Annotated in this window: 21 protein-coding genes; 14 read left to right on the top strand and 7 right to left on the bottom strand. The window is 43.3% G+C overall.

Annotated features, from left to right (window positions below; all coding sequences use genetic code 11):
* Positions 1 to 72 precede the first annotated feature (72 nt).
* Positions 73 to 1,245: an MFS transporter gene (locus tag BTO30_RS11520; protein WP_075398878.1), complete on the top strand. Its 1,173-nt coding sequence runs from the start codon at positions 73 to 75 to the stop codon at positions 1,243 to 1,245.
* 509 nt (positions 1,246 to 1,754) lie between these two features.
* Here the strand turns inward: BTO30_RS11520 and BTO30_RS11515 are convergent.
* The 4 genes from BTO30_RS11515 to BTO30_RS11500 all read right to left on the bottom strand — a co-directional run bounded on the left by BTO30_RS11515 (position 1,755) and on the right by BTO30_RS11500 (position 5,281).
* A complete protein-coding gene (locus tag BTO30_RS11515) occupies positions 1,755 to 3,260 on the bottom strand; it encodes a tripartite tricarboxylate transporter permease (RefSeq protein ID WP_075398877.1) in 1,506 nt (501 codons plus the stop codon).
* Between the two features lie 12 nt (positions 3,261 to 3,272).
* Positions 3,273 to 3,725 carry a tripartite tricarboxylate transporter TctB family protein gene (locus BTO30_RS11510; protein WP_075398876.1) on the bottom strand — a complete coding sequence of 151 codons (453 nt, stop codon included), beginning with the start codon at positions 3,723 to 3,725 and terminating at the stop codon, positions 3,273 to 3,275.
* Between the two features lie 67 nt (positions 3,726 to 3,792).
* Positions 3,793 to 4,794: a tripartite tricarboxylate transporter substrate binding protein gene (locus BTO30_RS11505; protein WP_075398875.1), complete on the bottom strand. Its 1,002-nt coding sequence runs from the start codon at positions 4,792 to 4,794 to the stop codon at positions 3,793 to 3,795.
* 106 nt (positions 4,795 to 4,900) lie between these two features.
* A complete protein-coding gene (locus BTO30_RS11500; RefSeq protein ID WP_075398874.1) occupies positions 4,901 to 5,281 on the bottom strand; it encodes a type 2 periplasmic-binding domain-containing protein in 381 nt (126 codons plus the stop codon).
* Between the two features lie 535 nt (positions 5,282 to 5,816).
* Here BTO30_RS11500 and BTO30_RS11495 point away from each other — a divergent pair.
* The gene (locus BTO30_RS11495) at positions 5,817 to 6,704 is read left to right on the top strand and encodes a LysR family transcriptional regulator (RefSeq protein ID WP_075398873.1); all 888 of its coding nucleotides are present in this window, start codon (positions 5,817 to 5,819) and stop codon (positions 6,702 to 6,704) included.
* A gap of 86 nt (positions 6,705 to 6,790) precedes the next feature.
* Here BTO30_RS11495 and BTO30_RS11490 read toward each other — a convergent pair whose 3' ends face one another.
* The 3 genes from BTO30_RS11490 to rocF all read right to left on the bottom strand — a co-directional run bounded on the left by BTO30_RS11490 (position 6,791) and on the right by rocF (position 9,411).
* Positions 6,791 to 7,975, bottom strand: coding sequence for a chromate transporter (locus BTO30_RS11490; protein WP_075398872.1), 1,185 nt, complete (start codon positions 7,973 to 7,975; stop codon positions 6,791 to 6,793).
* Between the two features lie 10 nt (positions 7,976 to 7,985).
* Positions 7,986 to 8,294, bottom strand: a complete 309-nt coding sequence (locus BTO30_RS11485) for a PadR family transcriptional regulator (RefSeq protein ID WP_075398871.1) — start codon at positions 8,292 to 8,294, stop codon at positions 7,986 to 7,988.
* A gap of 211 nt (positions 8,295 to 8,505) precedes the next feature.
* Positions 8,506 to 9,411: an arginase gene (gene rocF / locus BTO30_RS11480; RefSeq protein ID WP_075398870.1), complete on the bottom strand. Its 906-nt coding sequence runs from the start codon at positions 9,409 to 9,411 to the stop codon at positions 8,506 to 8,508.
* Between the two features lie 434 nt (positions 9,412 to 9,845).
* Between rocF and pruA the strand changes: the two genes are divergently transcribed.
* The 12 genes from pruA to BTO30_RS11420 all read left to right on the top strand — a co-directional run bounded on the left by pruA (position 9,846) and on the right by BTO30_RS11420 (position 20,901).
* The gene (gene pruA, locus BTO30_RS11475) at positions 9,846 to 11,393 is read left to right on the top strand and encodes an L-glutamate gamma-semialdehyde dehydrogenase (RefSeq protein ID WP_075398869.1); all 1,548 of its coding nucleotides are present in this window, start codon (positions 9,846 to 9,848) and stop codon (positions 11,391 to 11,393) included.
* Between the two features lie 48 nt (positions 11,394 to 11,441).
* A complete protein-coding gene (locus tag BTO30_RS11470) occupies positions 11,442 to 12,635 on the top strand; it encodes an ornithine--oxo-acid transaminase (RefSeq protein WP_143331953.1) in 1,194 nt (397 codons plus the stop codon).
* A gap of 113 nt (positions 12,636 to 12,748) precedes the next feature.
* Complete coding sequence (locus BTO30_RS11465; protein WP_075398867.1) at positions 12,749 to 13,669, top strand: proline dehydrogenase family protein; 921 nt, start codon at positions 12,749 to 12,751, stop codon at positions 13,667 to 13,669.
* A 211-nt stretch (positions 13,670 to 13,880) separates the two neighbouring features.
* Positions 13,881 to 15,599 carry an ABC transporter ATP-binding protein gene (locus BTO30_RS11460; protein WP_075398881.1) on the top strand — a complete coding sequence of 573 codons (1,719 nt, stop codon included), beginning with the start codon at positions 13,881 to 13,883 and terminating at the stop codon, positions 15,597 to 15,599.
* 135 nt (positions 15,600 to 15,734) lie between these two features.
* The gene (locus BTO30_RS11455) at positions 15,735 to 16,151 is read left to right on the top strand and encodes a CidA/LrgA family protein (protein ID WP_425429461.1); all 417 of its coding nucleotides are present in this window, start codon (positions 15,735 to 15,737) and stop codon (positions 16,149 to 16,151) included.
* A gap of 15 nt (positions 16,152 to 16,166) precedes the next feature.
* On the top strand, positions 16,167 to 16,559 hold the full coding sequence (locus BTO30_RS11450) for an LrgB family protein (protein WP_083632388.1): 393 nt from the start codon (positions 16,167 to 16,169) through the stop codon (positions 16,557 to 16,559).
* Positions 16,454 to 16,672 (top strand): LrgB family protein, encoded by a 219-nt coding sequence (locus BTO30_RS18030; protein ID WP_075398864.1) that lies wholly within the window; start codon positions 16,454 to 16,456, stop codon positions 16,670 to 16,672. Before BTO30_RS11450 ends, BTO30_RS18030 begins: the two co-directional genes overlap by 106 nt.
* 16 nt (positions 16,673 to 16,688) lie before the next feature.
* Positions 16,689 to 16,883, top strand: a complete 195-nt coding sequence (locus BTO30_RS11440) for a hypothetical protein (RefSeq protein WP_075398863.1) — start codon at positions 16,689 to 16,691, stop codon at positions 16,881 to 16,883.
* Between the two features lie 16 nt (positions 16,884 to 16,899).
* Entirely contained in the window at positions 16,900 to 18,348 is a 1,449-nt protein-coding gene (gene pdxR / locus BTO30_RS11435; RefSeq protein ID WP_075398862.1) for a MocR-like pyridoxine biosynthesis transcription factor PdxR, read from the top strand.
* A gap of 96 nt (positions 18,349 to 18,444) precedes the next feature.
* The gene (locus BTO30_RS11430) at positions 18,445 to 20,070 is read left to right on the top strand and encodes a nitrite/sulfite reductase (RefSeq protein WP_075398861.1); all 1,626 of its coding nucleotides are present in this window, start codon (positions 18,445 to 18,447) and stop codon (positions 20,068 to 20,070) included.
* A 126-nt stretch (positions 20,071 to 20,196) separates the two neighbouring features.
* Positions 20,197 to 20,499 (top strand): DUF3219 family protein, encoded by a 303-nt coding sequence (locus BTO30_RS11425; RefSeq protein WP_075398860.1) that lies wholly within the window; start codon positions 20,197 to 20,199, stop codon positions 20,497 to 20,499.
* A gap of 30 nt (positions 20,500 to 20,529) precedes the next feature.
* Positions 20,530 to 20,901 (top strand): hypothetical protein, encoded by a 372-nt coding sequence (locus BTO30_RS11420; RefSeq protein WP_075398859.1) that lies wholly within the window; start codon positions 20,530 to 20,532, stop codon positions 20,899 to 20,901.
* Positions 20,902 to 20,966: the final 65 nt, after the last annotated feature.

Here is a 20,966-nt window from a genome sequence, read left to right as displayed (position 1 = left end):
GTTAATCAACACGCGTGATAGAACAATAAACTTTTATTTACTATCTTTCCGGACGAAATCGAGGGATAAAAGATGCAGGATCAAAGCATATGGAACAAGGACTTTATATTAGTTTCGATTAGTAGTTTTTTTCAGTTTATGACCTTCTATACTATGCTCTCTACCCTCCCTATGTTTGTTTTGGATTCTTTACAAGGAACTAGTCTTCAAGCAGGTCTTGTCATAACTTTACATGCACTCGGTGCCATTCTATTAAGACCATTGACAGGGAAGTGGCTGGATGAAATCGGAAGAAAAAGGGTTCTGCAGGTATCATTAATCTTATTTGTAGGTATTTGTTTTGTTTATCTTGGAGTTAAGAGTATTTTACTTTTACTTCTAATTCGACTATTTCATGGGATGTCCTTTGGAACACTGTCTACGACAATGGCAACTATTGCGATCGATGTTTCTCCAGATAAACGTAAAGGAGAAGCACTGGGATACTTTGGGATGTTTATGAGTTTAGCAATGGTTCTGGGCCCCTTTACTGGGCTTGCCATTATTGGACACTATAGCTATGAGGTATTGTTTATTGTTTGTGCTATTTTTGCTTTCCTTACTTTTCTTTTTGGAAGCTTAGTGGGGGTTTTTGAAAAAAAAGAAAAAGCGAAGAGTGTGGAACCATTGAGTTGGAGAAACTTTATCGAGATCAAAGCTGTTCCTTATGGTTTAATGACTTTTATTCTTGCTTTTGTTTACGCAGGAACTGCTACCTTTATACCGATTTATGCGAGGCAAATAGGCATGGAACCTTTAGCTGGTTATTTCTTTGTTATCTTTGCAGTCTTCATCATACTATCTCGACTTTTTGTAGGAAAGCTGTATGATCGCAAAGGCACTAACATGGTCGTTTACCCATTCGTCCTTATTTATATCATTGGAATGATGACTTTAAGTCAAGCACATACCCCATTGTTTTTTTTGAGCGCAGGGGCGCTCGTAGGACTTGGATATGGTGCCCTGCACCCTTCTTTCCAAACACTTACGGTGCAATCCGTTGACAACTATCGGAGAGGCTTAGCGACATCTACATTTTACCTGTTTTTTGATTTAGGTGTGGCGGTAGGGTCGTTTGTGCTTGGTGTTATTTCGTCACATACAAATTATAGCTTCATCTATGTCATATGTGCTGTTTTTATGCTCTTGATTTATGTATTGTATTATTACTTGCACCAACAAAAAAATAGTCCTAATACCATTTAAAGGTATTTGTTAGTGCGTGATGTGGATTTGATTATTGCCTACAAGTAAGGAGCACTTGATCGGTGAGGTAACGAAACGAAACTGTAAATTACAGATCCAAAGTCTTCGGAGTAGGATGAAAACGTCCTGACGGATAATCCCTTTGTGGCTCTAGACCAAGTAGGCTGCGAAAATTGATCAAAAAAATGGGAGTAAGCTTGGTAGACAAACGAAACCAGCTTTAAAAACAGGTATTTGAGGAGAAAAAAGCTCTATTGAATACTTTTATAGAGAAGGCTTGAATTACGGAATCTGTTTACCCAACCGGGTTCCGATGGCACGTATAGCAACAGCTCAAGCTATGATTCAAAATGAAAAATGATGATAAGATACCTCCAAGTAGACATTGTTAAACAACTGGGGGTGTCTCATAAGCCCCTCTAAACAAAAAAAGCGGGGGCTTATGAGACACCCCCGCTTTTTATTTCTATTCTATTTTCCGTGTCCAAAAAAATATTTAAGAATTTCTTTTACACTTCAACGTCACTTACTAAGTACGATCTTTTTTTCTTCATCGCACTAAAAATACTCAAGATTAAGATAAGGATACACAAAACACTTAAAGTCCCGGAGATCGGTCTTAAGAATAGAGTGAGTATACCATTTTGAGAGATTGCAAGAGATTGGATCAAGGAAGTCTCAAGTTGAGCCCCTAATACGAAAGTCAAAACCGTTGCTGCAATTGGAAAGTCAAATTTTTTCATAAAATATCCTATTATTCCAAATAGAACCATTATACCAACATCCCACAAACTATTATTAATAGTATATGTGCCTACACAACAAACTAATAATAAAATCGGAAAGAGCAATTGATAAGGAATTAATGCGACTTTTGCCCACACACCTGCTAGGGGCAAGTTAAAGATGAGAAGGACAAGGTTTCCAATAAACATACTTGCAATAATGGCCCAGATAAAATCAGGGTTACTCGTAAAAAGAGCGGGGCCAGGTGTTAGACCATGTACGATAAACGCTCCCAAAATGACTGCAATCGTAGGGGAGCTTGGAAGCCCTAGAGTGAATAGTGGAATGAGGGAAGCACCACTATGAGCGTTATTTGCTGTTTCTGGTCCAGCCACTCCTTCTATTGCCCCATTACCGAAACGCGAAGGATCCTTAGCCCGCTTTTTTTCTAGCGAATAAGACATCAGAGACGAAATAGCAGCATTGGACCCGGGAATGAGACCAATAAGAAAGCCTAAAACCGTTCCTCTGCCAATTGACATTGAAGTGGGCAACAACTCTTCTCGCTTCGGTAGAAGTCCTTGTATTTTTGCGGGTTTTTCCATTTTTGTTGGGTTTCCAGCATTTGATAAAATCTCAGAAATCCCGAAAAGTCCGATTGCTAGGACCGTAAAATCAATTCCTCCAAGTAATTCTGGCTGGCCAAAGGTAAAACGTATCGCTCCCGATGCGGGATCCATTCCAATTAGTGATAAAGTGAGTCCGAATATTGCAGCAATTAAACCTCGAATCAAGGATTTTCCCATTAATCCAACTAACATAAGCAAACCAAGCAACATGAGTGTGAAATACTCTGGAGGACCAAATCTGGTACCAAACTGGGCTAAAAGAGGACCTAAAAATGTTAATCCAAGGACAGCCACTATACCGCCTACAAAAGAACCAATCGCAGCCACGCCAAGGGCCGTACCTGCACGGCCTTGTTTGGCTAACTGATGTCCATCAATACAGGTGATAACCGATGCGGATTCTCCGGGAGTATTAATCAAAACGGATGTAATGGTTCCTCCGTACATAGAACCATAATAAATACCTGACAGCATAATGATAGCTGTTACGGGTTCCAGTCCAAACGTGACTGGTATCAGCAAAGCGGTTCCTGACACAGGGCCTAAACCAGGTAATATTCCTACAAGCATTCCAATAGATACACCAATAACGCAGTAGATTACATTCGTTAAGGAAAGTGCGCTTTCAAATCCATGTAATAGCAAAGATAGTGATTCCATGACAGCTCCTCCTTACCAGCCAAATTCATTTACAGGTAATGTGACACTTAAAACCTTAGCGAAAATCCAAAATAAAAAAAGTGAGGCCCCAACAGAAATTCCGATGTTGAGATGCCATCGATAATATCGATAGAGCAAAGCAAACAAGAAAATAGTGCTGGACAAAACAAATCCTAAAAGTGGAACTACACCAAGATAAATTAACAAACTAGCTAAAACAAATACGATATTTTTCAATTCTGTACCTCTCGGCATCGGTTCACTTTGAGATTCTTCCGACTTAAAAGTGTTATAGATATAGCACAAAGAAAGGAAAATTAAAATTCCGGATAGCCAAAGCGGGAAGAATCCTGGTCCCAATCCATCTGCTCCTGAATAAGACAACGTAAGTGATTGGATGAAAAAAGTTAAAGAAAAAATCAAAAAAACTAGTCCAAACCAAACTTCTGCCTTCCATTTTTTCATATGAAATCACTCCCTTTTTCAAAGTATGAGCTAGGCATAGTTTTATCTATGCCTAGCATGGACTATGTTATTGAATCAAACCGATATTTTTCAAAATTTCCCCATATTCGTTATAACTCTCTGTGATCTCTTTTTGAAATTCTTCTGGTCCTGCATATTTAGGATCAACATCAATTTCCTTTAGTTGTTTTTGTACCTCAGGATCTTCTAATGCTTGTTTAAAAGCATCATGTATAACTTTTTGAATATCTTTTGGCAGACCTTTAGGAGCAACAACACCAGTAAATACATCCACTTCTGCATCTAAACCTTTTTCTTTTAACAAGGGGATATCCTCATGGCCTTCAGGTTTGTAACTCCCTAAATTTGCTAATATACGAAAATCACCGGATTTAACATATTCTTTTGCTGTTTGAGGTAGTAAACTAGCCCCTTGCGTATGTCCACCTAACACAGCTGTAACGGTCTCGCCGCCGCTTTCAAAATGAACGGCCTTCGTTTTTATGTTTGCAGCTGCGTTTAGAGCTTCCATACTAATATGCACAGTACTGCCAGCACCCACTGTTGCGTAGGTAAACTTATTTGGGTTCTTTTTAACATACTCAAGCCACTCTTCAAATGTTTTCCATGGAGCATCCGATTTTACAGTCAAAAATTGAGGGACAACAGTCGCTTTTAAGATAGGTTGAAAACTATCATGAGTAAATACTGTTTTCCCAAAAAGTGGCTGAAGTGAGAGCTGAGACACTGTTAACATGCCGAGTGTATAGCCATCTGGTTTTGCTCCGTGTACTTCTGTTGCTCCAATTGTAGCGGCACCACCTGGTTTATTTACAACTACAACAGATTGTCCATTAGGAATGTATTTTTCAGCTCCCTTTGCAAGTACACGGGCAATCATTTCTGTAGAAGAGCCTGAGGCATAAGGGACGATTAATTGTATCGGCTTTTTAGGAAAATCACTATTAGCTTGTCCTTCATTATTTTCGGAGGAGGCCGTTTGAGTTTGTGAACAACCTCCTAATATTAAGGATAAAATCAACAAGGATAACATGACTAATTTTTTCATTTTCAAAACCCCTTAGTGATATTTTTAAAGCGTTTACATTCAACTTCTGTAGATTGTAACATGTTGGATCCCTATATCTAAAAGGATGACTGAAAATTTCTCGATCTTAATGATAAGATCGCTTAAGCGGCTGATAAATCCCATTCCCCCCTTGATTTTTGTGTACTTCTTTAACAAACTCTGCGGTTAATGGGTCCTGTTCTGAATATTTTTCATAAGTTCCCTTAACTTCATTTTTGAATACTTCAATATTTTCTACATGATGGGCATTTAGTCCTTCTTCTTCGAGTTTAGATAAATCCCTATTATCATCTGTAATCGCTTCCTTTAGAGCCCAGTCAACGGCTGCCTTCATGGCTTCATTCACAACTTTCTGATCTTCCGGTGAAAGTTGTGAATGGTTTCCTGTAAATAAATAATCCATTCCGAGGACTCTTTGTTCGCGTATTTTATCAAGCATTTCTCTTGCTGTTTCAGATTCTCTCATGGCAATGACTTCTTCCGTGTCATTAAATAGGAACGGCAAAAACCGGGCGTTAAGATATGGTGCTCTCGTCGACATGTAAGCATTCGTAATAAAGCAGAAATCATCAAGCGTCAGACTCTAATTGCTGCAGCATATCTTTTCCCTGACTGACTGGATAAATGTCTAAGGTCATTCGTCCATTGGAACGTGCTTGCAGCTCATCATTGACCTTTTCAGCTGTCTTTGCCCATACATGGCTTGTCTGAACAATAGTCGTTACTTTAAACGTAAATGTTCCAGGAGTTTCTTCTTGTTGTTGACCGGATGTTTGACTTCAGGCTCACAAAGTGATAACGCTTACAAATGACATGAAATAAATATAAAGTCTTTTTTTCAAATCCTTTCTCCCTTAAATTTTTTAGAAAGTTTAAATTATTTACTCTTATAGTTAAGATTATTATTAACAAACCGAAAACTCAAATTGATTATTTATATAATGTGTATTAATATTGTTAATAGGTGGTAAATTTTTAAATAAAGCATAGGAGTCGGACGAATGGAACTGAAAAATATTGAAGCATTTTTAATGGTGGTTGAAAAAGGGAGTTTTTCAGCGGCGGCAGCAGCGCTCTTTATTAGCCAGCCGACGATCAGTGTCCGGATTCAACAGCTTGAAAGAGGATTAAACTGTACGCTATTTGAAAGAGAAAATGGAAAGAAAACGACCCTGACATCCGCCGGTTTGAAAGTGTACCCATACTTTCATGAAGCATTTCAGTTTATTGAAAAAGCCCAGAATATCCTTCAAGAACCGCCGTTAATGCCGAAAAAGATAAAAATATCCTGCATGAACCATATGGGCGTCGAAATCATGCCGGAGATTTTAAAAATCTTATATGACCGCTTTCCAGGCTTTGAATTTCCTTTAGAAATCAGAACGGCTGAACAGATCACGGATGACATACGCGCGGGGAAAATGGATATAGGATTTGCTTATGTTCATTCGGATGAGACACATTCCAATCTTTCCGTGACTAAAATTGCCGATGAACAAAATATCCTTGTTTGCGCGCCTGATCATTCTCTCGCTAAATTTAATAAAGTGTCGCCATCTGATTTAGAAAATGAGCGGATCATCATTTATAACCGGGAATTTATCACAACGAAAAGCATAGAAAGCTTTCTTGATAAAAACCAATTAAAAGAATACAAAGAAGTCGAGATTAACAATGTCGGCTGGTTGAAAATGATGGTGCGGAAAGGGTTAGGCATCGCATTTTTACAGGAAATCATTGTACAGGAGGAGTTAAAGAGTGGAAAGTTAAAAAAAGTTCCTCTCAGTAAATCGCTGCCGCCGACACCAATTTACCTCTATTTAAATGCGGAATTACCCGAAGATTTGAAAGAGGTCATTGTCCAGACATCCAAAAGAATTTTTATTTAACGGTCTTACTCACAGGGAATGAAAATAGAACGGTTTGAAAAATGAGAAAGAAGCAGGCCATTTTTTGTGAAACAGCCCGCTTTCATTTACAAGATCGATGAAAGCAGTGCGCCGCCAATAGCACCGGTCAGTACCACAACCCATGGTGACAGCTTCCAATACACAAGCATACTGAACAAAATCGCCGCAAACGCAAAATCGATTGGTGCCAAAATCGAGCTTGTCCAGATTGGTGTGTAAAACGCGGCGATTAAAATGCCGACAACGGCTGCATTCACACCCATAAGCGCACCTTGAATTTTCGGATTGTGACGAAGCATATCCCAGAATGGAAGGGCACCGAGAATGAGCAGGAAGGCAGGTAAGAAAACCGCAAATGTCGCCAGTAGACCGCCCTGCCAGCCGTTAATGACGGCACCGATGTAAGCCGCAAATGTAAAGAGCGGTCCCGGCACAGCCTGAGCGGCTCCGTATCCGGCCAGAAATTGTTCCGCATTCAGCCAGCCGGTCGGCACAAATTCCCGCTCCAGCAGTGGAAGGACAACGTGGCCGCCGCCAAAAACGAGTGCGCCGCCGCGGTAAAAGCTGTCGAACATCGCAACCCAATTCAATGAAGTCACTTCACGTAAAATCGGCAGTGCAGCAAGCAACCCGAAAAAGAGCGCGAGACAAATGGCCCCAAATCGGCGTGATAAAGGAAAAGAAAATGAATCAGACGTATCCGCCGCATATTCTTTGTACAGAAGAAACCCGATCACACCAGCTAAAATAATGACCCCGACTTGTGTAAATGCGGTCTGCCAGAGCAATGTAATGGTAAGGGCGGCAAGCGCAATCGCTTTTCGCTGTAAATCAGGCGTCAATTTTTGTGCCATTCCAAGAATCGCATGGGCGACAACGGCTACAGCGACAATTTTCAATCCATGAATCCAGCCGGCGTCTCCGATATCGAGGCCATGGAGCACGAGTGCAAAAAGGATCAGTGCAATGACGGATGGCATCGTAAATCCGATAAAAGCGAGAATACCGCCGATCACGCCGCCGCGCATGATCCCGATGCCCATGCCGACCTGACTGCTGGCCGGTCCCGGCAAAAACTGACAGAGTGCCACTAAATCTGCATAGCTTTTTTCATCCATCCATTTCCGTCTGCGTACATATTCTTCATGAAAATAGCCTAAATGGGCAACAGGTCCTCCAAATGATGTTAAGCCAAGCTTGGTGGATACAAGCAAAATCTCCATTAACGTTTTAAAACTGATTTTTTGCATAATCGTCCCCTTATTCTTTAATTTCCTTAAATAGTTCATACGCTTTTTTGCGCGCTTCGATTAAAATGTCATTTCCTTTTTTCGTTGTCGTATAATATTTGCGGATTTTCCCGTCCACATTCCGGTCTTCACGCGTAAGCAGTCCATCTTCTTCCATTGTGTGAAGGATTGGATACAGAGTGCCCGGGCTGATCACATAGCCATGTTCCCGTAATTCCTCGAGCATCCATGCGCCAAAAATGGGATGTTCTTTTGCATGATGTAAAATGTGAATATGAATAAATCCGAGAAATAATTTCCGCAGCACCTTATCTTCCAAATAAGCACCTCCTTATATCGGATATCAATATCGAATTTCGTAATCAATGGTAACATTTTATCCCGGCTAAATTCAACCAATAGATTGACTCTTTACGATCAATGGATGAAAAAAGGCGGGGCTGTCCCGATGAATTTTTGAGACAGCCCCGCCTGGACAATGTGTGTTGTTACAACCGGCGCAATTTATTTTTTTGGAGCACTCAAATGAATTAAAGCAATTTTTCACCGAATAATGAACTGATTAACGCGACAGCCGCGGCACCGGTTTTATTTTTTTCATCAAGAATGGGATTCACTTCAACAAATTCGGCAGAGGTAATGAGTTTTGATTCCTCGAGCATTTCCATAGCGAGGTGGCTTTCACGATAACTGATTCCGCCGGCGACAGGTGTACCGACGCCCGGTGCTTCGGTTGGATCGAGTCCATCCATGTCGAGAGATAAATGAACGTGTTCCGTCCGTTCTTTTAAATAGTCAATCGTTTCTTTCATCACATTAGTCATGCCGATCCGGTCGATTTCATGCATTGTATATACTTTAATGCCTTTTTCTTTAATCAGTTTCCGTTCACCAGTATCGAGGTCACGCGCTCCGATAATGACGATGTTTTCAGGCTTAATCTTTGGTGCGTAGCCGCCAATGTTTGTGAGTGCGGGATGGCCTATTCCAAGGCTGACCGCAAGCGGCATACCGTGTATATTTCCGGATGGGGATGTTTCGGCTGTATTTAAGTCACCATGTGCGTCATACCAAATGACTCCAAGGTTTTGACTATGCTTTGCCACTCCGGCAAGCGTACCGATGGCGATGCTGTGATCACCGCCTAGTACAAGCGGAAATCTTCTCTGGCTGATCACTTCTTCTACTTTGTGGGCGAGACGCTCATTTCCTTCCGCGACCGCAGTTAAATTTTTCAGACTCGTTTTTTGATCAAGAATGGTCCGTTCCTGAATTTCGACTTTTATATTCCCTTCGTCATAAACAGAATACCCAAGCTTTACAAGACATTCTTTTACGCCGGCATAACGTATGGCGCTCGGCCCCATATCCACGCCTCGTCTTGTCTGCCCTAAATCCATTGGTACACCAATGATGGATACACTTTTTCTCTTCATCCTTTCATTCCCCCTGCATCGTTATCATTCTGTCTTATCGGCGTAGAGAAGAAGACTCTTTTGGCTGTTCAAATTACCCCGTTCATGCTATAATACAAACAAATGTTTTATTGTCCGATGAACCGTTCCTCTATCTTTCTTTATTAACGCTGTCTTCACTAACCGAACAAAACCCGGTTCCCGCTTTCATTGAACACCATTTCTTAAAAATCTATCTATATTTAATTCGCTGCGTGTTTTTTTTCTTCCCGCTCATATTACTGGCTTCTTTTAAATGAATGCGTTTTCAAACAATATAAAGCAAATGAATATGAAAATAAAGCCATTATTTTTCAGATGCTCAAAATGTTTTTGCATCTCAACTCATATGATTGTAAAAAAGTGTCCGTCATTCATCATTAATGATAGATAACCTGAATGAGGAGGGAGATCAAATGGTTGTTGAGTATAAGCATGAACCATTTACCGATTTTACGATCGAAAAAAATAAGAGTGAATTTAAAGAAGCGCTGGCGTACGTGAATACACAATTAGGAAAAGAGTATCCATTAGTGATTGGCGGTGAAAAGATCATTTCACATTCAAAAGCAGCATCGACGAATCCTGCTAAAAAAGAAGAGTTGATCGGCACTGTCTCCCTGGCGGATCAAGCATTGGCGGAAAAAGCGATGCAGTCCGCACTGCAGGCATTTGAAACATGGAAAATGACGGATGAGGGGTACCGGGCCAATCTTTTATTCCGTGCCGCTGCGATCATTCGGCGGCGGAAACATGAGTTTTCAAGCTGGCTCGTTACGGAAGCAGGTAAACCTTGGAAAGAAGCCGACGGAGATACAGCTGAAGTGATTGATTTTCTTGAATATTATGGCCGGCAAATGCTTGAATTGAAAGACGGTGCGCCCGTAAACAGCCGTCCAGGCGAACATAATACGTTTCACTATATTCCGCTTGGAGTCGGTATTGTGATTTCTCCATTCAACTTCCCTCTTGCTATTATGGCGGGAACTGCCGCTGCGGCCATCGTGACCGGAAATACCGTGCTGCTAAAGCCGGCCGAATCAACGCCGGTCGTTGCCGCGAAGTTTGTGGAAGTGATGGAAGAAGCCGGTCTGCCTGCGGGTGTTTTGAATTATATACCCGGCAGCGGGACTGAAATCGGGGATTATCTTGTCGATCATCCGAAAACCCGTTTTGTCTCGTTTACGGGATCACGCGAGGTCGGCTGCCGCATTTATGAACGTGCGGCAAAAGTAAATCCGGGGCAAATTTGGCTGAAGCGCGTTATGGCCGAAATGGGCGGGAAAGATACCATTCTGGTTGATAAAGAGGCTGATTTGGATTTGGCGGCTTCTTCTATTGTATACTCTGCATTCGGATTTTCCGGCCAAAAATGCTCGGCTTGCTCCCGCGCGGTTGTTCATAAAGATGTATACGATACCGTGCTTGAAAAAGCGGCCGCTTTAACGAATACGCTGACAATGGGCAATCCGGAAGATCCGGATACGTATATGGGACCGGTCATTGATGAAAAAGCGTACAACAAAATTATGAGTTACATCGAAATCGGCAAACAAGAAGGACGTCTCGTAACGGGGGGAGAAGGGAGTGAAAAAGCGGGCTTTTTCATTCAGCCGGCTATTTTCGCAGATGTGAACGAAAATGCCCGGATCATGCAGGAAGAAATATTTGGACCAGTCGTTGCTTTTTGCAGGGCGGATGATTTTGATCATATGCTGGCTGTTGCGAATAATACGGAGTACGGATTAACAGGAGCTTTGATCTCTAACAATCGTGATCACATTGAACGGGCCCGAAAAGAATTTCATGTCGGCAATTTATACGTTAATAGAGGATGTACGGGAGCGATTGTCGGCTACCAGCCATTTGGCGGTTTTAATATGTCGGGAACCGATTCGAAAGCGGGGAGCCCGGATTATCTCCTTTTGCATTTGCAGGGAAAAACAACGTCAGAAGCGTTTTAAAACCATTCATTCACTATTTTCCGGGGAGGAATTGCGATGACATTCTCCATGACCGAAACGGACAAAATGATTCAACAGACCGAAATATTTGGCGCCCGCAACTATGAGCCGCTGCCGATCGTTATTTCAGAAGCACAGGGAGTGTGGGTGGAAGATCCGGAAGGCAATCGATATATGGATATGCTGAGTGCATATTCGGCAGTCAGCCAAGGTCATCGTCATCCCAAAATTATTCAGGCATTAAAACAGCAGGCAGATCGGGTCACTTTAACGTCACGCGCTTTTTATAATGACCAGCTCGGACCATGGTGCGAAAAAATGTGTACATTAACGAACAAAGAAACGGTGCTGCCGATGAATACGGGCGCCGAAGCGGTTGAAACCGCGGTGAAAGCAGCCCGCCGCTGGGCGTACGAAGTAAAAGGAGTTCCAAGAGATCAGGCGGAGATCATTGCGTGCAGCGGCAATTTTCACGGCCGGACAATGACAGCCGTTTCTCTTTCATCGGAAGCGGAATACAAGCGGGGATTTGGCCCGATGCTGCAGGGCATTAAGCTGATTCCATTCGGTGATATTCAGGCGTTAAAAGAAACGATTACCCCAAATACAGCCGCATTTATTACCGAACCGATTCAAGGAGAAGCGGGCATTGTTTTGCCCCCGGATGGCTTTTTAAAAGAAGCGGCCGCGCTTTGCAAAGAGAATAACGTATTATTCATTGCGGATGAAATTCAAACAGGGTTAGGGCGGACTGGAAAAATGTTCGCCTGTGAATGGGAAGAAGTGGACCCGGATATGTTCATTCTTGGAAAAGCGCTCGGCGGCGGCGTGATCCCGATTTCATGTGTTGCCGCGAATCGAACGATTTTAGGTGTCTTTAACGCCGGTTCGCATGGTTCGACCTTTGGCGGCAGTCCTCTTGCCTGCGCTGTATCCATGGCTTCGGTTAACGTCATTGAAAAAGAGGGGCTGGCGGCTCGTTCATTCGAGCTGGGACAATACTTTAAAGAGGAATTAATGAAAATCACTCATCCCTCCATTAAAGAAGTGCGCGGCCGCGGGCTCTTTATCGGTGTTGAATTAACAGAGACTGCCCGCCCATATTGTGAAAAATTAAAGCAGGGAGGCCTTTTATGTAAAGAAACACATGGGACCATGATTCGTTTTACACCGCCGCTTATTATTTCGAAAGAAGAACTGGACTGGGGAATTGAAAAAATTAACCGGGTCTTTACTCCGTAAACGCAAGAATCAGCATGTAGCTGAAAAAATGTTGTTACAGAACGCATGTCGGAAGCATCACATTATAGAAGAGGGGGAATTAAAGGAATATAAAAGCGGAGGGGGAGATCATGATGATGGCTTCCATTTCAAAAAATGTGTTTCTTTATGCCTCCCGGAACGGATTATTAAATCATGCGGCGAAAAAGTGGGGGCTGAAATTTGGCGCTTCCCAGGTGGTGGCCGGTGTAAACATTGAAAGTGCGGTCAAAATAGTAAGAGAACTGAATCAGCAAGGGATTGCCTGCACGCTTGATCATCTTGGCGAATTTGTTTCGAGTAAAGAAGAAGCGGCTCAGGCGGCGGAATATAATGTAAAAACGCTTGAAGCGATGGCGGAGGCGGGTGTAGACAGCCAATTGTCCGTAAAATTGACACAGATCGGCCTCGATGTGGACCGCGCCTTTTGCGTGGAAAATATGCGCCGGATTTTAGAAGCGGCTAAATGGCACGGCAACTTTGTACAAATTGACATGGAAGATTACGCTCATTATCAGCTGACACTTGATATTTTAAAGGAGCTGCGGGACGTATATGGCTATAACAATGTCGGCACCGTCATTCAAGCGTATTTGCATCGTGCCGGGCAAGATGTGAAATCGTTGAAAGGAATCCCTCTTCGTCTTGTGAAAGGGGCGTATAAAGAATCCGCCAAAGTAGCATATCAAGATAAACGGGATGTGGATGACAACTTTTTGGTCATTATTAAAGAACATTTGCTGAGCGGGAGCTACACGGCGATTGCCACACATGATCATCATATCATCGCGCGGGTCAAAGAGCTGGTCAAAGAGCATTCGATTCCTTTTGATCAGTTTGAATTTCAACTATTATATGGGTTCCGCACGGATGTACAATTAAGCCTTGTCCGTGAAGGCTGCAACGTGCGCGTTTACGTTCCGTTTGGCGATGATTGGTTTGGCTATTTTATGCGCCGCCTGGCAGAAAGGCCGCAAAATGTGTCTTTTGCGCTGAAAGGATTCATGTCTAAATAACAGAAGATCTTGATAATAGCGAACATTTATGAAAAACCTATCTGCAAAACAGGCATCATCTCGTTTATAAGAGATGATGCCTGTTTTATTGTCAAAAAGGTATAGACAATCTGTAAATGGATGTGCTACGTTTTTTGTTGAAATTGATTATCAATCGCATTCTTTTTATGCTGAACAGGAAACGCATTAAAATTTGAAAAGGAGTGAGATGTTGCTGAAACGTTTTTTTTCTTACTATCGTCCTTATAAAAAGCTATTTTTCGTGGATTTTTTCTGTGCCGTGCTGGCAGGGCTGCTTGAGCTCGCTTTTCCGTTTGTCGTCAATCAGTTTATCGATAAACTGCTGCCGTCCGGGGATTGGAATTTGATCTTGGCCGCCTGCATCGGGCTGCTGCTCATTTACATGTTTAATGCAGGTCTGCAATATGTTGTGACATACTGGGGACACATGCTTGGCATTAACATAGAAACGGACATGCGGCGAAAGCTGTTTACCCACGTTCAAAAGCTGTCATTTCGATTCTTTGACAATACGAAAACCGGTCATTTGATTTCGCGGATGACGAGCGATTTAATGGAAATCGGTGAAATGGCGCATCACGGTCCGGAAGATTTATTTATTGCCGTCATGACACTGACCGGCGCGTTTGCCATGATGGCTTATATTAACTGGAAGCTGGCGGTGCTGACATTTATTATTATTCCAATCATTTTATGGCTCGCTGTGTACTTTAATAAAAAAATGACCGGCGCTTTTCACCAGTTATTCGGTGATATTGCCGATTTTAATGCCCGTATTGAAGACAGCATGGGAGGCATTCGCGTCGTTCAGGCATTTGCGAATGAAAAGCATGAAAAAGCACAGTTTGAAGAAAATAACAATCGTTTTCGTTTGACGAAACTCGTATCGTATAAAATTATGGCGTTAAATATGTCGATCAGTTATATGCTGATGCGCGTGGTGACACTTTTTGTTCTTATTTGCGGCACCTATTTCGTGATGAACGATGAGCTTACATACGGCGAATTTATCGCCTTTATTCTGCTGTCGAACATTTTCTTCCGCCCGATTGAAAAAATAAATGCGATTATTGAAAGCTATCCGAAAGGCATTGCCGGTTTTAAACGATATGTGGAACTGCTTGAAACGGAACCGGATGTGGCAGATTCACCGGATGCGATTGAGGTGGGTATGGTAAATGGCAATATTCGTTATTATAATGTAACATTCGGCTATGAAGGAAAAACACCGGTTTTAAAGGACATCAGCCTGTCGATTAAAGCGGGAGAGACGGTTGCCTTTGTCGGTCCATCGGGTGCGGGGAAAACGACGATGTGCCGCTTGTTGCCCCGGTTTTACGATGCACAGGAAGGATTTATCTCCATCGATGGATTAAATACGAAAAAAATGACGCTCGCCTCACTTCGCCGTCAGATTGGCATTGTACAGCAGGATGTATTTTTATTCTCCGGTTCGATTCGGGAAAACATTTTATACGGGGATCTTGGTGCCTCTGATAAAGCCATTATGGATGCTTTGAAGCGCTCGCGTTTAGAGGAATTCGTCTTGTCCTTGCCTGAAGGGCTTGACACGGTCATTGGGGAACGGGGCGTGAAGCTGTCCGGCGGGCAAAAGCAGCGGCTGGCGATTGCGCGTATTTTCTTAAAGAATCCCCCCATTTTAATTTTAGATGAAGCGACATCCTCCCTTGATACGGAGACGGAGCTGGCGATTCAGCAGGCGTTGGCGGAACTTGCAATCGGCCGCACGACTCTTGTTATTGCGCACAGGCTTGCCACTATTAAACATGCGGATCGGATTATTGTGGTAACGCCGTCCGGTATTGAAGAGCAGGGAAGTCATGATGAGCTGTTAGAGCGAAATGGACATTACCGCCGTCTGCACGAGGCACAGTTCGGAAATTTGTAATATTTCAAGAAGCCTTTCCTGCTATGATGAAGGAAAGGCTTTTTAAATTGGATGAGTAAAATCCAGTGAAATTGGATGGTCCTTTTTTTGAGATCTTTTCTATGATAAAAGGATGGGGGGACAGCAGTGAAGTGGATGGTGACAGCGCTCCAGGCGGGCGTTATATATGTTATTAGTGCAATCGGAAATCAGCTAGCCGTCTGGCTTCATTTATCAATACCAGGCAGTTTGGCAGGTATGCTGATCCTGTTTGGCTTGCTCATGTCCGGTGTTGTTCCGGCAAAGTGGGTGGAGATGGGCGCGGTCAAGCTGATTGCGTTTATGCCGCTGTTTTTAATACCAGCAACGACTGGAATTATCAACTATGGTCCTTTTTTTAAAGAAGAAGGAATGGGACTGGTCCTGCTCATTATAGGGAGCACGCTGTTAACACTGGCGGTAAAATTAAATGAAAGGGTTTCATCGCCTGTTACTATTCCTGTCTTGACGACAACGGTCTTTCTCATTTGCTTGTTTTTATTGTCCGGTACATCGCACATTGACTATGCCTAGGGTGGTGCGGAATGGCTGTCACTGCTGTTAAATGCGGCCATTGTGGCGCTTGCCGTTCCGCTCTATAACCAGCGCCAGCTTTTTATGAGAAACGTTTCTTCTATCATAATAGGCGCTGGAAGCGGGATTTTGGTGACATTTGTGCTCGCTGTACTTGCCGGAAAATGGATTGGGCTGAATGAATCGATTATTTTGTCAGTGATGCCGCAGCTGACAACGATGCCGATTGCCCTTGCTTTATCGGAAGAAATCGGCGGTATCCCACCGGTGACAGCTGCCTTTGTTGTGATTGCCAGTGTACCATGGGGGGTATTCAGGCCATTTGTTTTAAACGGGCTTCGTGTGAAAAGCCCGGTCGGCAGAGGGATCGGAATGGGCTGCGCTTCGCTTCGCATATTGTCGGCGTAAGCCAGCTGGTGAAAAATGAAAAGGAAGCAGCGGCCATCGGTTCGGTAACGATGATTATAACCGGACTTGCCGCCAGTTTTATACTTCCGTTAATCATTAGCTATTTTTTGTGAAAAAGGAGGAGACAGGATGAAAATTGCGATGGCGCTGGTCATTGTTGTTCTTGTTCTTGCGCTTGTTGGGACCTTCATGGTCACGAAAAGCGAAGATGTAAAATACGGAGAATCCACGAAGCGGAACACCATTAACTTAACGGTTATTTACATTATTTTATTTGTTGTCCTGGCAGTTGGTGTCATATGGTATATTGTGTCCGTTATTTAAGCGGGAAGGTGACATAATGGAATGGAGACCGGATCGGGCCGCCAAAAAAGCGGTGTACAAACAAATTGCGGAGTATATTGAAGAGGGGATTTCAACGGGCCTTTTTTCGCCGGAAAGTGTACTGCCATCGGAACGGCTTCTGGCGAAAGAGCTCGGTGTGAACCGAAGCACAGTTGTAGCTGCGTATGAAGAACTGCAGTCGCTCGGCATAGTTGAGCGGAAAAAGGGAAGCGGCACCCGCATCAGCACGGATATTTGGGGGATTTCGCATAAGCGTATTCCGAACTGGGGCCGTTACATGGAAGACGGCTCCTTTTTGCCTAATTTGCCGCTCGTGCAGCGCATCCGTACCGAAAATCAAAAACGGCACGTCATTAATTTATCCAGCGGCGAACTGGCGCCGGGGCTTTTGCCGCGGGAACAATTTAAGACGATTATGGCCACTATTCCGTTTCTTGATCATCTCGGATACGATCATCCACAGGGAAATGCCGCGCTCCGGACAACGATTGCCGAGCATGTAAGGGAATATAAAAATATTCATGCTGCGCCGTCGTCGATTTTAATCACATCCGGTGCACAGCAGGCGCTTCATTTAATTATTCAATGTTTGCTGAAACCGGGGGATTCCATTGCCATTGAAGATCCATCATATTGTTATTCGCTGCCCGTTTTTCAATCAGCGGGCCTGAATACACTGCTATTACCGGTCGACCAGCATGGAATCAATCCGGATGATGTTATTGCGCTGCACAAAAAACACCGCATTCGGATGCTGTTTTTAAATCCGGATTATCAAAATCCAACGGGGCTGAAAATGAGTCCGGCACGCCGAAAACGAATTTTAGAAATATCGTCTGAATTCGGTATTCCCATTATTGAAGATGATCCGTATTCATTGACGTCTTTTAATGGAAACGTAAGTGATACGCTGAAGTCGATGGACGAGAACGGGAACGTGCTTTATATCAGCTCTTTATCGAAAATTGTGGCTTCCGGTTTGCGGATTGGCTGGGTGATCGGTCCGTCCAATGTCATCGAACGGCTCGCCGATGCGAAACAGCAGGTTGATTTCGGCCATAGTATTTTTCCGCAATGGGCCGCGAATGAATTTTTAAAATCTTCATCCTTTGACGAGCATATTCATATGATCCGCAAAGAATTAAAAGAACGGCGCGATGAAATTGTTACGAGTTTTCAGAGGTATTTAAAAGATAATACGGCCTATTTTATTCCAGAAGGCGGCATTCACATCTGGTGCAGGCTGACACATCCGGTCAATGAGCAGCAGCTGCTGGAGGAATCCATGAAGCGCGGCGTTTCGTTTCTGCCGGGAAGTGTATTTGGTTCGCAAAAAGGCTATGTCCGCTTTACATTCGGAAGAGAAGAAACGGACGTTATCGGTGAAGGAATTGCTCGATTTGCGGATGCGCTCGCTGTTTGTCAAAAAAACGATAATGTATAAGTGGCCGGTCAATTTACTATGTAATTGGCCGGTTTCTTTTTGTTTATTTCCTTTAGTATTAATAGAAAGAATATTTGCACTAAGGGGGAAAGCAACGTGGCTTATGAAGCAATATGGATGGACCGGGATCCGAAAGAATTGCATAAAGTGGAATTTGATAAAATGAAAAAAGATGGTCTTGACGTGATCAGAACCATTATTGAGAAGTATTCAAAAGAAGGGTATGTATCGATTCCAGATGATGAATTTAACCGGTTTAAGTGGGCGGGTGTGTACCAGCAAAGACCGAATGACGGTTACTTTATGATGCGTATACGTATTCCATCGGGGATTATGACATCTGAGCAGGCACGCGCTCTTGGTAAAATTGCACAGGATTATGGACGTAATCTTGCGGACGTGACGACACGCCAGGCGATTCAGTTCCACTGGCTGCGCATTGAAGATATTCCGGATATTTACAATCGTCTTGAGGCGGTCGGGCTGTACTCATATGAAGCATGCGGTGATTGCCCGCGGACGATTGTCGGTAATCCGCTTGCAGGTATCGACCCTGATGAATTGATGGATACGACAGCACTTGTCAATGAAGTGAACGACTTCTTCGTCATGAATCGTGATTTTTCAAATCTGCCAAGAAAGTACAAAATGTCGATTTCGAGCAATAAGTATAATAACGCACATGCAGAAATTCAAGATTTAGCGTTTACACCGGCTGTTAAAGTAATTGATGGTGAAGAAGTTATTGGCTTCCATATTCAAGTCGGCGGCGGACTTTCTGCCAAACCATATTTGGCGCAGCCGCTTAATATGTTTGTCCGCCCGGAAGAGGTATTAAAAGTGGCGATTGGCGTGACAACGATTTTCCGCGACCATGGATACCGCGCGAAACGTCACCGTGCCCGTCTGAAGTTTCTTGTCGATGACTGGGGAGCGGAGAAATTCCAGGAAGAGCTTGAAAAGTTAATCGGGAAAATGCCGGAACGCGGTGAAGATAAAACGGCCGGCTGGCAGGCCGCTTATTTTGACGGCGTGCACTCGCAAAAACAAGAGAGCCTTCGCTATATCGGCTTAAACGTCCCGGTTGGCCGTCTGAGCGGAGACGATTTTCTTGAACTGGCGGAGCTGGCGGACCAATATGGAAACGGGTCCATCCGTACAACCATTTCTCAAAACATCATTATTCCAAATGTCCCTGCTGAAAAAGTAGATGAATTATTGAAGCATGCGATTTTTAATAAATTTTCACCAAATCCATCCCGTTTTATGAGCCGGACTGTCTCATGCACAGGCATCGAATTTTGTAACCTTGCGATTGTAGAAACGAAAGAGAGAGCGCGCAAAGTGGCTCAATATTTGGATGAGCATGTTAAGCTTGATGAAGACATCCGTATTCATTTCGTCGGCTGCCCGAATGCATGCGGGCAAAAGCAAATTGCCGATATCGGTCTTCAGGGCGTGCTGCTCAAAACACCGGACGGTATGAAAGAAGCATTTGAATTGTATGTTGGCGGTATTCTCGGTCCGGGTGCGCAGTTTAATGAAAAGCTGAAAGGAAAAGTGATCGCTGATTCTGTTGCGCCGGCACTCGCGCACATCGCAAACTATTTTAAAGAAAACCGTCTTGAAGACGAATCGTTCCACGCCTTTTATTTACGTGTCGGAACAGCAGGTTTTCAGGAAGCGTTAGACCATTTTTTAAACAATGCCGTGGTTGCATAATCGGCACAAACAGTCGGAGATCATACAAGGTCTCCGGCTTATTTTTGTAAGTCAAAATAATTGATGTATCCCAAAATAGCGCTATAATGGCTCTACAGCAAATAAAGGAATGGAGCTGAAGAAACAATGGTGAAAACGGTTATTTTAAATGACACGCCGATCGAAGTAACAGATTTTCAAGAAGAAACGATACTGGATGAAAAGACGGGTAAAGCTGTACCGAAAATCGGGTTTCAATTTAAAGTGACAAGTGAAGCGTATCACGATATTACAACGCTTCTTTATGAAATGGATTTCCATGTGAAAGTCCCGGAAAAAAAACTCGATTTTCCCGCAACGATTCATGCCTATTCCACGTCCGTAACGAATTTATATGAAGAGAACGCAGTCGGTGAATTCAGTCTGGAATTAATCGGGCGGGAAGAATAAACAAAAAAACGGAATCGGGAGGGATAGAATATGCTGTCAGCAAGCGGGATAAAGCCATTTGTAACAGGCGAGCTGGCCAAAGCGGCAATTGAAGCGGATCACAATCATACACATCGTATCACCATCAGCTTCAAGGATAGGGAAGATGAGCACATTGGTGATTTGGACATTTATTTCGTCGTGAAAGGATTCGGGCGGGAAGATGCCAACGAAGAAATAGATGTGCATTTCAGCATCCCATTTTTCAGCAGCTTCGGACCGGATGGAGAACGGTTCCTGGAAGAAGCGGAAGCCATGCAGTTTATTTTTATCCATTTTGCCACTGAAGTGCAGGATGTGATCGATGATGCGCTGGATGCGTTGTATGAGCAATACGAAAAGGGCTCTTCTTTCACAGAATGATGAAAGGCCGGATTCATTGAAAATCCGGCCCTGAAAAATAAGAAGGCGATACCTCAAATGTTTGC

It is taken from the genome of Domibacillus antri (assembly GCF_001936625.1).
Taxonomy (GTDB): Bacteria; Bacillota; Bacilli; order Bacillales; family Domibacillaceae; genus Domibacillus; species Domibacillus antri.
Note: the sequence above shows the minus strand (reverse complement) of the source record. Positions and strands in the feature narration are given on the sequence as shown.

What these genes read in the sequence shown, in the direction of transcription:
- BTO30_RS11470 (WP_143331953.1), top strand. Translation starts at nt 11,442, where the DNA reads ATGACCGAAACGGACAAAATGATTCAACAGACCGAAATATTTGGCGCC.
- rocF (WP_075398870.1), bottom strand. Translation starts at nt 9,411, where the DNA reads ATGAAGAGAAAAAGTGTATCCATCATTGGTGTACCAATGGATTTAGGG.
- BTO30_RS11520 (WP_075398878.1), top strand. Translation starts at nt 73, where the DNA reads ATGCAGGATCAAAGCATATGGAACAAGGACTTTATATTAGTTTCGATT.
- BTO30_RS11420 (WP_075398859.1), top strand. Translation starts at nt 20,530, where the DNA reads ATGCTGTCAGCAAGCGGGATAAAGCCATTTGTAACAGGCGAGCTGGCC.
- BTO30_RS18030 (WP_075398864.1), top strand. Translation starts at nt 16,454, where the DNA reads ATGGGGGGTATTCAGGCCATTTGTTTTAAACGGGCTTCGTGTGAAAAG.
- BTO30_RS11465 (WP_075398867.1), top strand. Translation starts at nt 12,749, where the DNA reads ATGATGGCTTCCATTTCAAAAAATGTGTTTCTTTATGCCTCCCGGAAC.
- BTO30_RS11515 (WP_075398877.1), bottom strand. Translation starts at nt 3,260, where the DNA reads ATGGAATCACTATCTTTGCTATTACATGGATTTGAAAGCGCACTTTCC.
- pdxR (WP_075398862.1), top strand. Translation starts at nt 16,900, where the DNA reads ATGGAATGGAGACCGGATCGGGCCGCCAAAAAAGCGGTGTACAAACAA.
- BTO30_RS11425 (WP_075398860.1), top strand. Translation starts at nt 20,197, where the DNA reads ATGGTGAAAACGGTTATTTTAAATGACACGCCGATCGAAGTAACAGAT.
- BTO30_RS11510 (WP_075398876.1), bottom strand. Translation starts at nt 3,725, where the DNA reads ATGAAAAAATGGAAGGCAGAAGTTTGGTTTGGACTAGTTTTTTTGATT.
- BTO30_RS11490 (WP_075398872.1), bottom strand. Translation starts at nt 7,975, where the DNA reads ATGCAAAAAATCAGTTTTAAAACGTTAATGGAGATTTTGCTTGTATCC.
- BTO30_RS11505 (WP_075398875.1), bottom strand. Translation starts at nt 4,794, where the DNA reads ATGAAAAAATTAGTCATGTTATCCTTGTTGATTTTATCCTTAATATTA.
- BTO30_RS11495 (WP_075398873.1), top strand. Translation starts at nt 5,817, where the DNA reads ATGGAACTGAAAAATATTGAAGCATTTTTAATGGTGGTTGAAAAAGGG.
- pruA (WP_075398869.1), top strand. Translation starts at nt 9,846, where the DNA reads ATGGTTGTTGAGTATAAGCATGAACCATTTACCGATTTTACGATCGAA.
- BTO30_RS11500 (WP_075398874.1), bottom strand. Translation starts at nt 5,281, where the DNA reads ATGAGAGAATCTGAAACAGCAAGAGAAATGCTTGATAAAATACGCGAA.
- BTO30_RS11455 (WP_425429461.1), top strand. Translation starts at nt 15,735, where the DNA reads ATGGTGACAGCGCTCCAGGCGGGCGTTATATATGTTATTAGTGCAATC.
- BTO30_RS11440 (WP_075398863.1), top strand. Translation starts at nt 16,689, where the DNA reads ATGAAAATTGCGATGGCGCTGGTCATTGTTGTTCTTGTTCTTGCGCTT.